The following is a 13,972-nucleotide window of genomic DNA, read 5'->3' on the forward strand; positions in this document are numbered from 1 at the left end:
AAAACCCTCAGAGAACCGCTTTAAACGCGGTTTCGACGCCATAGCGGGCTCAAGGAAACGATTTGCTTAAAATTATTTACTTGAGAAACATTAAGGACTTTTTTGAATAGCAGGCCCTTTTTGGAGTCGCGCGCGCAGCATTTCGCTGCTATGATCGCGCCGCTATGGCAACCACCACGAAACGCACCCGGTTTTCACGCCGGCTTCCTGATCACGTCACGGATGAACTCTGCAACGTCCTCGCGGAAGACAAGGTGTTTGGCTTCAATGACCTGTTCGAACGGGTGTTCGACAACCTCAAGGTCCGTAACGCCGTGAGCGGCGGTGAAGAAATGCTTCGCCTGCGCGCTTACGAAAAACTGCAGAACCTGGTCACCCGTGGCCTCGTCGAGAAGATCGGCAAGGAGTACAAGGGAACCAAGCGCGTTCACGAGGCTTCGAGCGAGTATCTCGCCCAGCAGCAGGAAGATTGAGCCAAGAGGTGCCCGGAGCACCCGTTGTTTGCCCTCCCTTTTGAGAAGAACCCGCGCCGTGATCCGGCGCGGGTTTTTTTTCTGTCCATGGCCCGCGCCGACTTTTAAACCGGAGGCCGGATGTCGTCCCAGTATCTTCCCGTATTCGTCCAGATCCTCGTGGCCATCGGCTTCGCGGCGGTGAGCCTCACGCTGAGCGTGCTGCTCGGGAAGTCCGCCCGGCGGAATGCGACGAAGGATAGCGCCTACGAGTGCGGCATGCTCCCCGTGGGCGATGGCGCGCCGCGCTTCTCGGTGAAGTTCTACCTGGTGGCGATGCTCTTCGTGATCTTCGACATCGAGGTCGTCTTCATGTATCCATGGGCCGTGCAATTCCGCGACCTCGTGGCCGGCGGGAATGCGATCCCGCTGGTGTCCATGGCAGGCTTCGCCGGCGTGCTGGCCGTGGCCTACGTCTATGCGCTCAAGAAGGGCGCGCTGACCTGGAAGAACTGATCGCTCCGCGTGACCGGCGCTGAACCGGACACGCTTGCGAATCCTCACGCATCCGGCTTGCCCAGCGCCATCGAGGCGACCGCGGGAATCGGGATCGGCTGGCCGACCACGAAGTCCTCGAGGACGAGCTGCAGCCACTCCCGGGAGGCGGTGACGGTCTCCACCACCAGCAAAAGCTTTCCGCCCTCGCCCGCGACGATGCGGTAGCTGCCGACTTCCACGCGGATCTCCGAGCTTTCGCCCGTGAGCATGATCTCCAGCGCGAGAGTCTTTTCCTTGCTGCGGATCCTCAGGTCCAGCACCTGACCGTAGCGCTCCATCTTCCCGGAGAGCAGGTTCTTCGCGGCGGCCGAGGCGAGGTTGTCTTTCAGGGAAGCAAGCATGCGGGGAGCCTACGGCGTCCCGGGCCCGGGTGAAAGGAACAGCGTGCTATTTTTTCGTCGGCGCGGAGTCCCCTCCCCTCCTTTCCCTTACGCAAGAACGCCGCAGGGAGCGATGACTCCGTGCGGCGTTCGGAAATGATTTCTCAGCTTTTCAGACCTCGAAGAGCGAGGTGACGGACTGGCCGCCATTGATGCGGCGGATCGCCTCGCCCAGCAGCGGCGCGATGCCCACTGCCTGCACCTTCTCGCCCGATGCCTGCGGCACGGAGTCGGTGGTGATGATCTCCTCGATCACGGAGTCCTTGATGCGTTCGCGACCGAGATCGCCGAGCACGGCGTGGGAGACGCAGGCGAAAATCCGGCGCGCGCCGTTCTTGCCGAGGATCTCGGCAGCGGCGGTCAGGGTGCCGGCGGTCTCCGTCATATCGTCGATGAGGATCACGTCGCGGCCTTCCACGTCACCGATCACATTCATCGCCTCCACGCGGGTGGCGCTGATGCGGTGCTTCGCCACGATGGCGAGGTCGGCGCCCAGCGCGTCGGCGTAGGCACGTGCCATCTTCACGCCGCCTACATCGGGCGAGACCACCGTGAGATTCGAGGTATCGGGATGGCGGTCGCGCAGGTAGTGGATCAGCGCGGGCTTCGCGTAGAGATGATCGACGGGGATGTCGAAGAAGCCTTGGATCTGCGGGGCGTGCAGGTCCATGGTCAGCACGCGGCCGACACCGGCGGAGGTGAGCAGGTTCGCGACGAGCTTCGCGGTGATGGGCACGCGCGGCTGGTCCTTCCGGTCCTGGCGGGCGTAGCCGAAGAAAGGCATCACGGCGGTGATACGGCCTGCGCTCGCGCGGCGGGCGGCGTCCACCATGATGAGCAGCTCCATGATATTGTGATTCGATGGAGGGCAGCTCGGCTGGATGATGAAGACATCGTCGCCGCGGATGTTCTCGTTGATCTTGACGAACGTCTCACCGTCCGGAAACGCCGTCACATGGACGTCGGCGAGCTGGGTGCCAAGATTGTCGGCGATGCGCTCGGCGAGCGCGCGGTGGGCGGTTCCACTGATGAGTTTCATGCAGGAGCGGCGGGGCGGGGCGCATCGTCCGCCGGTAGCGCCTCATTCCTCAAGGCGGAATTCCCTGCTGGCAGGAATTACTTCGCGCCCTTGCCGAAAAGGACGGCCGGAATGGTCTTGAGCAGGATCTTGAAATCGAGCCACAGCGACCAGTTGTCGATGTAGCGGAGGTCCATTTCCACCCACTGCTCGAAGCTTGTGATCTTGTTCCGGCCGCCTGCCTGCCACTCGCAGGTGATGCCGGGTTTCACGCTCAGGCGGCGACGGTGCGCCAGCTCCGAGAAGGCGGCCACCTCGTAGAGCGGCAGAGGGCGCGGGCCGACCAGGCTCATGTCGCCGGTCAGGACATTGAGGAGCTGCGGCAGCTCATCGATGCTCAGCTTCCGCAGCCAGCCGCCGAAGGCAAAGACGCGCGGGTCGCGGTCCAGCTTGAAGACGGGACCTTCCATGTGATTGCCGTGCTCGGCCTTGATCTTGTCGAGCAGGGCCTCGGCATTCGGCACCATGGTGCGGAATTTCCACATGCGGAAGGGCTTGCCGTAGTGCCCGGCACGCTTTTGGCAGAAGAAAACCGGAGCCCCCGGACTGGTGAGGCGGATGCCCAAGGCGGCGATGAGCCACAGCGGCGAGCTGAGGATGATGAGGGTGAGCGCCCCCAGTCGGTCGAAGGCCTCCTTCGTCAAAAGCTCCCAGCTCAGCTCCGGCGTGGAGCGCAGGACGAGCATCGGTTTGTTCCCGATGGAGTCGAAAACGGGCCGCGCGATCTGGGTGCGGATGAAGGAGGCGGCGATCCACGCTTCCACGCCCTGCAGCTCGCAGGCCTCCACCGCCTGGGCCACCTTGTCGAAGGCGGTGCGGCGGGTGGCGAAGATCACGCGCTCCACGGTCTCCACCTTCAGGAGTTCGTAGAGATCCTCCACGGGGCGGGAGGAAAGGTCGAAGCGCTCGACGATATTCCAGCCTTCGATCGACTCGGGATCGAGCTCCTGGATCAGCTCTTCGAGGTCCTCCGGCGATCCGGCCAGCACGACGCGCTCGCGGCGACCCTCGTCGCGATCAAGGATGACCATGCGCTTCTTGGTGATGCGGTCGCGCAGCAGCAGCAGGAAGGCGACGACCGGCGCACCAAGGCCGAGGATGAGGCGGCTCGCCTCCGGCAGACGGGAGAAAACGGAGATGAGGCCGAGCACCAGGCCCATCACGGCCAGCGCCTTGATGATCTGCTGCAGCGCCTTGTGGCGGGATTTCCGGCGGATGTGCTCGTAGAAGCCGAAATGCTCCAGCACCAGCGGGGTAAAGGGCACGGCGATGTAGAGCACCCAGCTCATGTCCGCCAGCATCGAGCGGTCCATCTTCCCCAGCCCGAAGGCCTCGCGGATGGGATCGCGCAGGATGGACGCCAGCCAAAAGCCCAGCCAGACCAATGCGGCATCCAGAAGCTGGAGCGCCTGGATCGAAAAGGCCTGTTTGCGTCCGGTGGACATTGGCATAATGGGGGAGACGAGGGCGACTGGGGCAGCCGGGCGAAGCTTGGAGGGGCCGCCGCTGCAAGGCAATCCCGTAAACACGGGACGATTGGCGACGGGTTTGTCACCTCCCCCGGTTTGGAAAATCCCGGCAAACGCGCTCCAGGACTGGGTCAAAGCCGCACGATACGGTTGCCATGCCGACTTTCGCCCCTACAGTCCCGCCCTCCAAATCAATCATGAGCGAACCCAAGCACGTCGCCATCGTAGGCGCCACCGGAGCGGTCGGCGAGGAAATGCTACTCTGTCTCGAACAGCGGAATTTCCCCGTCGGCAAACTGACCTTGCTGGCCTCAGCCCGCTCGGCAGGGAAACGCATCCCGTTCCGCGGCGAGGAAATCGTCGTGCAGGAGCTCACCCACGACAGCTTCGCGGGTGTGGACATCGCGCTGTTTTCCGCAGGCGGCGGCATCTCGAAGGAATTCGGCCCGTCCGCCGCAGCGGCGGGTGCCGTGGTGATCGACAATTCGTCCGCCTTCCGCATGGACGAGGGCGTGCCGCTGGTGGTGCCGGAGATCAATCCGGCCGCCGCGAAGGATCACCCCAAGGGCATCATCGCGAACCCGAACTGCACGACCATCATCTCGCTGATGGCACTCGCGCCGCTGCACGAGAAGTTCGGCCTTAAGGCCATCATCGCGTCGTCTTACCAAGCCGTCTCCGGCTCCGGGGCGCAGGGCATCGTGGAGCTAGAGGAGCAGGTGAAGGCGATTGCCACCGGCCAGCCCTTCGAGCCGCGCGTTTACCCGCGCCAGATCGCTTTCAATGTGATCCCGCAGGTCGATTCCTTCACCGAGAACGGCTACACGAAGGAAGAGCTGAAGATGCTGAACGAGGGCCGCAAGATCCTCGGTCACGACGACCTGAAGGTCTCCTGCACCTGCGTGCGCGTGCCGGTCTATCGCTCGCACTCGGTCTCGATCACGGCGGTCTTTGAAAAGCCCATCGACGTCGAAGCTGCCCGCGCCGCCTACGCCGGCAAGCCGGGCATCCAGGTGGTGGACGATCCGGAAAACAAGGTCTTCCCCGTGCCTCTCGACACCACCGGCAAGGACGACTGCCTCGTCGGCCGCATCCGCAAGAACCTCGTCCTGGACAATGCCCTCGACCTCTGGGTGGTGGGCGACCAGGTCCGCAAGGGCGCTGCGCTCAATGCGGTGCAGATCGCCGAAATCCTCTGAAATCGAGGAACCGCCAAGACGCCAAGTTCGCCAAGGAAGGACTTCTTTCTTGAGTAACTTGGCGTCCTTTGCGTCTTGGCGGTGAGTCACTGCCTTTTTCAACCGTCGCCATGGATCTCAAGGAATACCTCGCCACCCGCGCTGCCGAAGTCGATGCCGCCCTCGATGCCTTTTTGCCGAAGGCAAAGGAGAAGCCGGGCACCATCCATGCGGCGATGCGCTACTCGGTTTTCGCCGGTGGCAAGCGGCTGCGGCCCATCCTGTGCCTCGCCGCGGCGGAAGCCTGTGGCGGGGATCCGGAGGCGGCCATCCCGCCCGCTTGTGCGGTGGAGGTGCTGCACACCTACTCGCTGGTCCATGACGACCTGCCGTGCATGGACGATGACGACCTGCGCCGCGGTCGCCCGACCTGCCACAAGGTCTATGGCGAAGGCATGGCCGTGCTGACGGGCGATGCCCTGCTGACCGAAGCCTTCCTCATCCTCGCCCAGACCCAGCCGGCCAAGCGCTACCCGGTCGGCAGCTATGTCGCGGAACTCGCGCTGACCGGCGGCTCGACCCGCCTCATCGGCGGCCAGGTGATGGACCTTGAGGGCGAGGGCAAGAAGCTGACGAAGGCGCAGCTCGTGAAGATCCACGAGGCGAAGACGGCAGCGCTGCTGACCAGCTCCATCCGCCTCGGCGCGATGACGGCGAATGCCACCGAGAAACAGCTCGAGGCGTTGAGCGTCTTCGGTCGCGCACTCGGCCTGGCCTTCCAGGTCATCGACGACATCCTCGACGTCACCGCCTCCACCGAAGTCCTCGGCAAGACCGCGGGCAAGGACGCCGCCGTCGAGAAAGCCACCTACCCCGCCATCCTCGGCCTGGAGAAATCCCGCAAGGAAGCTGCCAAGCTGACCAAGGAAGCCATGGATGCCCTCCTCCCGCTCGGCAAGAAGGCGCAGCGCCTCAGGGAAATCGCGGACTACCTGTTGAAGCGGGAGTATTGAAAATGACCAGCCGTTGGGATTTCGGCCGTCGGCTTGCCTTTTCGAATGCTCTCTGCTAGAGGTATTCCACCCCATGAGCCGAACGGTTGAACTCACGGTGCCCATGCCGGCTCGCCTTGCGAGCCTGCGTTTTCCGAAGGCACTCGATGATCGCTTGCATCACCTTCTGGATGAGCAAGGGCGTCTTGGTCGTTTGAGCCCGGCAGAGAAAAAGGAAGCGGAAGCTTTGGCCAATATCGCCACCACGCTGTCGATCCTGAAGCTCGGGGCCCAAGTCAAAACCATCAAGGCCTGACGTCGTGGCCATTTCCGCAAGTTTGCGGCGGCAAGTCACCAAGCGAGCATCGGGACGATGTGAGTATTGCGGTCTCGCCTCGGTGGGGCAGGCCGCCACGTTTCATCTCGATCACGTCATTCCCCAGATAGCTGGAGGAGCGACCGAATTGGAGAACCTCGCCCTCGCCTGCATCCACTGCTCCCTGCGAAAAGGAGCCCGGACTTCAGCCATCGATCAAAAGACGGGAAAGGTAGTTCCGTTATTCCATCCGCGTCGCGATTGGTGGTCGCGAAACTTCCGTTGGTCGGGAAAGCAAATCATCGGAAGAACATCAACGGGGCGCGCAACGGTCGACGCCCTTGATCTGAACAATCCCGATCATCTGGTAATCCGGGGTTTTGAGGAGCGATTGGGACGACATCCCCCGCCGGACCCCACCTGAGACCCTTCCAAGCCAGAGCAACTCTGCTGAGTGCAAGACACTCGCCATCACCTCCCGTCGAGCTGCCGGGGTGTGATCTTGCCCTCAATGGCTGCGTTCACCGAGTCTTCCGCATAGAGGAGCTTCCTTGATTCTTCGGGCATCGTTTCGAAGTTCGCATCGAGGTAGGCCTTCGCGTCCTCCGGCTTGGTCTGGAGCCAGGCGACCATCGCGGCGGCATGGGATTTCCCGGTGATGTTGTCGCCCTCGAGGTAGGGGACGACGAAACCGGGATCGACCACTATCAATCTCTTCACCACGTCAGTCACGGCGGTGGGGCTCACACGGTCGGGATGCTCTTGCAGGTATTCGGCTGCGGACGCTGGACTGGAATTGAAGAGGCCTTGCAAGAAGGGCGTGGAAACATGCGCCGCGATGGCGGAATTCTGACTCTCCAGATAGGCGATGGCTGCAGCGGGATCCTTCTCACCCCAGCGGGCGAAGAGCTTGTCCATGTGAACCACCGGCAGGTACTGGTTGGTGATGCGTCCGGTCATCCAGTCGATGGTTTCATCGGACATGTTTTCCCCCGAGAGCTGGAAAGAGATGGCGGTGAAGGTCTGGTCGCGCATCTCGCCGGCGGGCTGGGCATCGTAGTAGGCGAGAGCTTCCTCGCGGTCCTTCGACATCCACTTCGTGAAGATGACGCTCATGTCGCTGAAATCGACCACGCCACCGGTGCGCTCGATGAGCCATTCCGTGGCGGCGCGGGGATCATCGCTGGCGATTTCATTGGCGATGAGGTTGGTGGCTTCCTTGCGGAAACCATCGTCCTGAAGCCCGTCGAGCCACGCTTGCATCCCCTCCTTCCCCTCGGCGATGAGGTGAGGAATCAAGTTCGGCAGGGCAGACCGGCTCGGCACGCCCACGGGCATCTCCGCGAAAAGGGCCTTTGCCCGTGCAATGTCCTGGCTGGCCAGGCTGGAAATCAACCCGGACATGAAGGGATCCACCCGATCGGCACGCACCGACCCCGCAGGCCGGGCCCTTGCCCAGGCGATCGCAGCCTCGGGATCGCGGGCACCCCAGATGCTGCCGATCAACTGGACGAGGGAGAGATTCGGGCTCTTCTCAAAGAACGCCAGCGCGGCGATGGGATCCTTCTGCGCCCACGCCGAGATCACCAGATGGGTAGCCGAGGTGATGGCCTCCCGCTCCAGGTCCGTGGCCGGTGGATAGGACGTGAGGAAAGATGCGATGTCTCCGAAGTCTTCCGGAGCCAGCCTTGAGATGAAGCGATCGAGCGATTGACTCCTGGAGACGGCATCCGGATCGGCGAGGATCTTGCGGAGCATCTCCAGCTTGCCTTCCTTCGAGGCGGGCAGGGAAACGGAGGTCGCGGCCTGGCGGGAGGATGCGCGGGAGTCGTTCGCGACGGCCGCCGTGTGGGCAGCATCGTTCCGGGCATCCGTGCCTTCACGCGGAGTGGCGGAACCATTGCCGAGGCCGGCGAAGTAGGCACCGGCGCCGATGGCGACGACAGCACCGGCGGTGCAGAGTTGTGACTTGGTCATAAGGGTGAGAACGGTAAGGGAAATGGTGGGTGCGGCGGCTGTGGCGGCGAGGCTGCCGGAGCAGATGGCCGTGACTTGTGAGGCGGTGGCGGCCTTCGCCGTGGGCACGCTGAGGTAGGCAGCCAGCGCGGTAACGGTGAGGGCACCGGCACCTGCCCCTGGAAGAGGAACGACCAGGCGCTCGCGAAGCTTCGCCAGCGCGCGCTCCACGCGCTTGCGCACGGCGGCGCTGCTCAGGCCGAGGCGGCGGGCAATCTCCTCCGAGGTGAGACGTTCCATGAATCGCAGGATCAGCACCTGACGATCCTGCTCGGGCAGCCGCAGCATTTCGCGATCAAGCTGCGGGGCGATGGCGCTCCATTGATCCACGCCCGGGGATTCATCGGGGACGAGGTCGGCGATCTCCTCGCGCTTGCGACGGCGGGTCTCGGAGCGCACGACATCCAGCGCCCGGCGGACGGACTGACGATGAAGCCACGCGGAGAGCACGATCTCCGGCGGAAGCTGGCGGGCCTTGCGGGCCAGCATCAGGAAGACGTCCTGCGAGACGTCATCGATCCACCCGGCCCGGCCACCGAGCACCCGGGCTGCCGTTTCCTGCACGAGCGGCAGGTGGCGCTCCACGAGCCTGCGGAAGGCGTCGGCATTGCCATCCGACACATACCGACGGAAGTCCGCATCGCAGCGGGCGGAGTCGATCGATCGGGAAAAGGCGCGGAATACGGACACGGCGGCGAAAGGCAGTTCTGCCCTAATATCGCCGCTGCCGCCGGAATGTGACATCGGCCCGATCCAAGGGCGGCCGATGATATGAAAAGTGCCTCGAAAGGACAGACGGAAGGGCGGGATGAGCGCTGAGTACCCCTCCCCGCTCCGCCTTTCCGACCCGGGCCAGCCATCGAATGGCGGCCCCGGAAATCACTCCCTCACAGGGTCAAGAACCACACGCCCAATGCGAAACCACCGATCCAGACGGCACCGATGTGGGCGAGGCCGAAGCTGCGGGCACCCGGAGTTTCCGCGCGGTGATCGTGGTGAGGGCCGAAGAGCGCGCTGTATTTCACGACGAGCCAGCCTCCGAGAATGGTCCAGCCGATGAGAAAGAGGACGATGAAAATCTTGATGATGAGTGGCATGGCCGACGGACCAACCCTAGGGCAACGCGCCGGCTTTCACAGGTACAGATTCGGGAAAATCGCATCAGTACAGAATCTGTACTGCATTCCAATCCGCCGGGCTGTATCTGGCAGGGAGCCACAAATCCCTCATCCTACACGCCATGCCCACGCTACTGCCGCTGCATCAGGAGCTCTCCGGAAAGCTCGCGGGATTGATCCGTGCCGGCACTTTCCCGGCTGGCTCGCGCTTTCCCTCGATCCGCCACACCAGCCGCGAGCACCGCGTGAGCATCTCCACGGTGATGGAGGCGTATCGCCATCTGGAAGACGAGGGCCACATCGAGGCGCGCCCGCGGTCCGGCTACTTCGTCGCGCCGCCGAAGATCTCCACGGATCGCTTTCCCACCACGGCTAGGAAGGCATCCCGGCCGCTGAAGGTCGGCTCGATCGTCGAGACCATCATGGACACCGCGGGGAATCCGGACTTCGTCCCCTTTGGCACGGCGGCACCGGGCGACGGAATCGTGCCGGAGTCAAAGCTGGCGGTGATCACCCGCGAGGTGATGCGCAAGCACGGCGCAGGGGCACTGCGCTATACCCCGCCGCAGGGTCGACGCGAACTCCGCACCGCGCTCTCTCGCAGGCTCTACGACATCGGCCTGAAGGTCGCGCCGGATGAAATCGTCACCACCCAGGGAGCGACCGAGGGCATCCTGCTCGCGCTGCGGGCGACGACGAAGACCGGCGACGTGGTGGCCGTCGAATCGCCCTCCTATTTCGGCACGCTGAATCTGATCCGCGACCTCGGCCTGCGGGTCATCGAGATCCCGGTCGATCCGCGCACCGGCATGGTCATCGACGCCCTCGCGGCTGCATTGAAAAAGCACACCATCGCCGCCTGCATCGTGCAGCCGCATTTCCAGAATCCCATCGGCAGCGTGATGCCGGAGTCTCACAAGAAGGCTCTGGCAGACCTCGCGGAGGCGCACGACTTCACGATCATCGAGGACGATGTGTATGGCGATCTCTCACACGACGGGATACGCCCGCCATCGATCGCGATCCACAGCGACCGCGTGATCCACTGCGGCTCCGTATCGAAGACCATCGCGCCCGGCCTGCGTGTGGGCTGGCTGGTGCCCGGCTCCCATCTCGCGGAGATCCGTCGGCTGAAAGGCATCCAGTGCCCGTGGAATGGCACGCTTTCGGAGCTCGTCATCGCGGGCTTCCTCGATGCCGGTGGCTATGACCGCCACCTGCGGCGCATCCGCGGGCTCTATGCCGAGCAGTGCGCCCGCTCGCGGGAGGCGGTGCTGCAGCACTTTCCCGACTACGCCCGCGTGAATCACCCGGCAGGGGGCTTCGTCCTGTGGGTGGAGATGCCTGCCGGATTTGACTCGCAGGCATTCACCCAGGCCGCGCTGAAGAAGGGCATCAGCCTCTCGCCCGGCACGATCTTCTCCGCATCCGGCGGGCTGAATCACTGCTTCCGCCTGAGCTGCGGCTTCGCCTTCGGAGAGCGCACGCTGGAAGCCATCGCCACTCTCGGCCAACTCGCACCACATCACCGCTCATGAATGCTTCCCGTAGAATGGTGCTTGCGGACGCCACCGGTACATCCACCGCGACAGCGTGGGGAAACGGGCTGGCGGGCATCGTGATCTTCAGCGGCTCCCTGCCCGCCACGCGATTGGCAGTGGCGGATTTCTCACCGATCTTCCTGACGTCGGCGCGCGCGGTGATCGCGGCATTGCTCGGCTCGGCTTGTCTGTTTGCCCTCCGCCAGAATCGTCCGACACGGGCGGACCTGCTGCCACTGGCCATCGTGGCGCTGGGCGTGGTCGTCGGCTTCCCCCTGTTGACGGCGCTGGCCCTGCAGCACATCACGGCGGCGCACTCGGTCGTCTTCATCGGACTGATGCCGCTTTCCACGGCCATCTTCGGCGTGCTGCGCGGCGGCGAGCGGCCGAAGCCCGCCTTCTGGCTCTTCTCGATCACGGGCGCGGTGACCGTGGCTGGATTCGCCTTTTCACGCGGCGGTGCGGGGGTGCTCACGGGCGATCTGCTGATGATCGCCTCCATCCTCCTGTGCGGGCTCGGCTATGCGGAAGGAGCCACGCTTTCACGGAGGCTCGGTGGCTGGCAGGTCATCTCTTGGGCGCTGGTGCTGGCGCTGCCGGTGATGGCGGGGATCGCGTGGTTCACCTTGCCCAGCGCGTGGGGCGGCATCGGGCTCCCGGCATGGCTTGGCCTCGGCTACGTCTCGGTCTTCAGCATGCTCATCGGATTTGTCTTCTGGTACCGCGCATTGGCGCTGGGCGGCATCGCCGGGGTCGGCCAGTTGCAATTGCTCCAGCCTTTCCTGGGCCTGCTGCTTGCAGCGCTGCTGCTGCACGAGGCGGTGGCATGGACGATGGTCGCCTCCACGCTGGTGGTCGTTTTGTGCGTTGCGGGAGCGAAGCGCTTCGCCTGAAATCCGGGTGCGTTTGTCGTGGCTTATGTACATCCCGCCCCATTTCGAAGAGTCGCGTCCGGAGGAGATTGAAAGGATCATCCGGGAGCACCCGCTCGGCACGGTCACCTATCACACGCCTTCCGGTCCGGATGCCGTCCACATTCCCTTCGTGCTGCGGAGGAGCGGCGACGGGAACGGAACGCTGCACTCCCACGTGGCGAGGAAGAACCCCATCTGGCAGCAGGTCGCGGAGGGCGGCGAAGTGCTGGTGATCTTCCACGGCACGCAGGCCTACATCTCGCCGAACTGGTATCCCAGCAAGCACGAGACGCACCGCATGGTGCCGACATGGAATTACCAGGTGGTCCACGTCCGCGGAACCATCCGCTTCATCACAGATCCGAAGTCGCTGCGCGCCTCCGTGGCCCTCCTGACGCACGCGAATGAGACCCGCGTCCAAGAGGAAAAGCCCTGGTCGTTGGGCGACGCCGAACCCGGCTACGTCGCCGGATTGCTGGAAGAGATCGTGGGGGTGGAAATCACCATCTCCGGGATGACCGGGATTTCGAAACTCAGCCAGAACCGCGACCGGCGGGACAAGGACGGCGTCGTGAACTCGCTCTGCCAGCGCGGCGAGTCCGCCATGGCAGACGCGATTGAAAAAGCATGGCCCGGGGACAAGGATTGAGCCCCGCGGCAGGACATTCAGCCGCCCTGCTTCGCCCGGCGCAGGTCCCACAAGTACCAGCCTTCCACCTTCTCGCGTGCCCACGGTGTCTTCCGCAGGAAGGTGAGGCTGGATTTGATGCTGGGGTTTTCCAGAAAGCACCGGACGCGGATGCGGCGACCCATTTCCTCCCAGCCGTAGCGCTCCTGCAGCGTGCGGACGATGGTCTCCAGCGTCACGCCGTGGAGAGGATCGCGCGGGTGCTCGCGCGGTGCGGTCTCGGGTTTTTGCTCCTCCTCGCTCATGGCTTTCGGCCCTCGTCGTATTCGTAGAAGTCGAACATCGTCATGAGATCGTCGTGCGCGCCGAATCCCCCGTCAGCCTTGGCTTTCCCGAAGAATTCCGAGCCACCATCCTCATCCCGCCAGCCGCGCTTCCGAGCGAAGCCATTCCACACGAGGTAGTCGATGGCTTCCAGTCCCCGGCCGTTTTCCAGGCACCAAGCCAGCGTCTCCTCGTCGCTCGCGCCACCGAGCACCCGGGCCTTCACCGCCTCGTAGTCCACGCGGAGGAATCCGCAGAGCCGGCCATCGAAGCCCTTGCCCAGATAGCCGTGGTAATCCTTTCCGAGCTCCCCGGCGCCATGCAGGCGGATCTTGTCGCACATGCGGGGGAAATAGACCAATCCGCCGGTCTCATCGTAGGCGCTGCGGGGAAATCTGGGCACACCCGGATACTCGCAGGATCGCGCCGCCGCGCAATCGTCATGACACGGGCGGGACGACCGCAGGAAATCCGCTTGCCGGACCGCCCCGAGTCTGGTTCATTCCCGCCCGTTCCGCGAGGTAACGCCGATGTAGCTCAGGGGTAGAGCAGGTCATTCGTAATGATCAGGTCGGGGGTTCAATTCCCTTCATCGGCTCCACTCGCGACCTTTTTCCCCGAACCACCCAAGTGGGAAGCGCTCACCGGGCGAATGAAGCCCTCAGGGTTTCTTGCAGACGCTGCAGGTGCCGCCTGCCTTGCAGTGGCCGCAGTTCTTACAATTCTTGCAGGCCGTGCAGGTGCCGGTGGGAGAGCACTTCGCATTCGAGTAGTCGCAGCAGGAGGACACGGGCGCGGATACGCGGGCGAGCGGTGCGGAGCAACTGGCCAGCGCCAGAACGAGCAAGGGGAGGAATTTCATCGGTTGCCCGTTATCATGCCGGATGGGATATGGCAATTCATCTCCGCGGAGCGAGAGAAGACATGAATCCGTCAATCCGCGGCCCCCCCGTCCGCGCGGGCATGGATCGTGACGCCCCGGAGGAGATCGCATTGTCAGGAGACCCG

At 63.9% G+C, this 13,972-nt stretch carries 17 protein-coding genes and 1 tRNA gene; 10 read left to right on the forward strand and 8 right to left on the reverse strand.

From position 1 onward, the window contains the following. The first annotated feature begins 164 nt into the window (after positions 1–164). Both OKA04_RS21890 and OKA04_RS21895 read left to right on the forward strand, forming a co-directional pair. The gene (locus tag OKA04_RS21890; protein WP_052573795.1) at positions 165–473 is read left to right on the forward strand and encodes a hypothetical protein; all 309 of its coding nucleotides are present in this window, start codon (positions 165–167) and stop codon (positions 471–473) included. Between the two features lie 120 nt (positions 474–593). Beyond that, positions 594–968 carry an NADH-quinone oxidoreductase subunit A gene (locus OKA04_RS21895; RefSeq protein ID WP_264503358.1) on the forward strand — a complete coding sequence of 125 codons (375 nt, stop codon included), beginning with the start codon at positions 594–596 and terminating at the stop codon, positions 966–968. A gap of 44 nt (positions 969–1,012) precedes the next feature. Here OKA04_RS21895 and OKA04_RS21900 read toward each other — a convergent pair whose 3' ends face one another. The 3 genes from OKA04_RS21900 to OKA04_RS21910 all read right to left on the reverse strand — a co-directional run bounded on the left by OKA04_RS21900 (position 1,013) and on the right by OKA04_RS21910 (position 3,913). Next, positions 1,013–1,351, reverse strand: a complete 339-nt coding sequence (locus tag OKA04_RS21900) for a hypothetical protein (protein WP_264503359.1) — start codon at positions 1,349–1,351, stop codon at positions 1,013–1,015. 151 nt (positions 1,352–1,502) lie between these two features. Next, positions 1,503–2,429: a ribose-phosphate diphosphokinase gene (locus tag OKA04_RS21905; RefSeq protein WP_264503360.1), complete on the reverse strand. Its 927-nt coding sequence runs from the start codon at positions 2,427–2,429 to the stop codon at positions 1,503–1,505. A 77-nt stretch (positions 2,430–2,506) separates the two neighbouring features. Continuing rightward, positions 2,507–3,913 carry a sugar transferase gene (locus tag OKA04_RS21910; RefSeq protein ID WP_264503361.1) on the reverse strand — a complete coding sequence of 469 codons (1,407 nt, stop codon included), beginning with the start codon at positions 3,911–3,913 and terminating at the stop codon, positions 2,507–2,509. 221 nt (positions 3,914–4,134) lie between these two features. On the opposite strand from OKA04_RS21910, the gene OKA04_RS21915 reads away from it, so the two are divergent. The 4 genes from OKA04_RS21915 to OKA04_RS24695 all read left to right on the forward strand — a co-directional run bounded on the left by OKA04_RS21915 (position 4,135) and on the right by OKA04_RS24695 (position 6,847). Continuing rightward, a complete protein-coding gene (locus OKA04_RS21915) occupies positions 4,135–5,136 on the forward strand; it encodes an aspartate-semialdehyde dehydrogenase (protein ID WP_264503362.1) in 1,002 nt (333 codons plus the stop codon). Positions 5,137–5,246: 110 nt separating this feature from the next. After that, positions 5,247–6,128, forward strand: coding sequence for a polyprenyl synthetase family protein (locus tag OKA04_RS21920; RefSeq protein WP_264503363.1), 882 nt, complete (start codon positions 5,247–5,249; stop codon positions 6,126–6,128). Between the two features lie 73 nt (positions 6,129–6,201). Further along, complete coding sequence (locus tag OKA04_RS21925) at positions 6,202–6,423, forward strand: hypothetical protein (protein WP_264503364.1); 222 nt, start codon at positions 6,202–6,204, stop codon at positions 6,421–6,423. A 4-nt stretch (positions 6,424–6,427) separates the two neighbouring features. After that, on the forward strand, positions 6,428–6,847 hold the full coding sequence (locus OKA04_RS24695; protein WP_343226919.1) for an HNH endonuclease: 420 nt from the start codon (positions 6,428–6,430) through the stop codon (positions 6,845–6,847). Between the two features lie 47 nt (positions 6,848–6,894). On the opposite strand, the gene OKA04_RS21930 is transcribed toward OKA04_RS24695, so the two are convergent. Continuing rightward, on the reverse strand, positions 6,895–9,129 hold the full coding sequence (locus tag OKA04_RS21930) for an RNA polymerase sigma factor (protein WP_264503365.1): 2,235 nt from the start codon (positions 9,127–9,129) through the stop codon (positions 6,895–6,897). A 197-nt stretch (positions 9,130–9,326) separates the two neighbouring features. Then, positions 9,327–9,536, reverse strand: a complete 210-nt coding sequence (locus OKA04_RS21935) for a hypothetical protein (RefSeq protein WP_264503366.1) — start codon at positions 9,534–9,536, stop codon at positions 9,327–9,329. Between the two features lie 143 nt (positions 9,537–9,679). Here OKA04_RS21935 and OKA04_RS21940 point away from each other — a divergent pair, with 143 nt between their 5' ends. From OKA04_RS21940 to OKA04_RS21950, 3 genes are read left to right on the forward strand one after another with little or no spacing between them, the layout of a single operon-like run. Beyond that, positions 9,680–11,095, forward strand: a complete 1,416-nt coding sequence (locus tag OKA04_RS21940; protein WP_264503367.1) for an aminotransferase-like domain-containing protein — start codon at positions 9,680–9,682, stop codon at positions 11,093–11,095. Continuing rightward, positions 11,092–11,991, forward strand: coding sequence for a DMT family transporter (locus tag OKA04_RS21945; RefSeq protein ID WP_264503368.1), 900 nt, complete (start codon positions 11,092–11,094; stop codon positions 11,989–11,991). The genes OKA04_RS21940 and OKA04_RS21945 overlap by 4 nt, the downstream gene beginning before the upstream one ends. A gap of 25 nt (positions 11,992–12,016) precedes the next feature. Further along, a complete protein-coding gene (locus OKA04_RS21950) occupies positions 12,017–12,661 on the forward strand; it encodes an FMN-binding negative transcriptional regulator (RefSeq protein WP_264503369.1) in 645 nt (214 codons plus the stop codon). Positions 12,662–12,678: 17 nt separating this feature from the next. On the opposite strand, the gene OKA04_RS21955 is transcribed toward OKA04_RS21950, so the two are convergent. Further along, a complete protein-coding gene (locus tag OKA04_RS21955; RefSeq protein WP_264503370.1) occupies positions 12,679–12,945 on the reverse strand; it encodes a VF530 family protein in 267 nt (88 codons plus the stop codon). Next, the gene (locus OKA04_RS21960; RefSeq protein WP_264503371.1) at positions 12,942–13,367 is read right to left on the reverse strand and encodes a DUF5069 domain-containing protein; all 426 of its coding nucleotides are present in this window, start codon (positions 13,365–13,367) and stop codon (positions 12,942–12,944) included. Before OKA04_RS21960 ends, OKA04_RS21955 begins: the two co-directional genes overlap by 4 nt. Positions 13,368–13,490: 123 nt before the next feature. Between OKA04_RS21960 and OKA04_RS21965 the strand changes: the two genes are divergently transcribed. Continuing rightward, positions 13,491–13,565 (forward strand) — tRNA-Thr (locus tag OKA04_RS21965). A gap of 60 nt (positions 13,566–13,625) precedes the next feature. Here OKA04_RS21965 and OKA04_RS21970 read toward each other — a convergent pair. Further along, on the reverse strand, positions 13,626–13,826 hold the full coding sequence (locus tag OKA04_RS21970) for a hypothetical protein (RefSeq protein WP_264503372.1): 201 nt from the start codon (positions 13,824–13,826) through the stop codon (positions 13,626–13,628). Positions 13,827–13,972: the final 146 nt, after the last annotated feature.

This window comes from Luteolibacter flavescens (assembly GCF_025950085.1).
Lineage (GTDB): Bacteria > Verrucomicrobiota > Verrucomicrobiia > Verrucomicrobiales > Akkermansiaceae > Haloferula > Haloferula flavescens.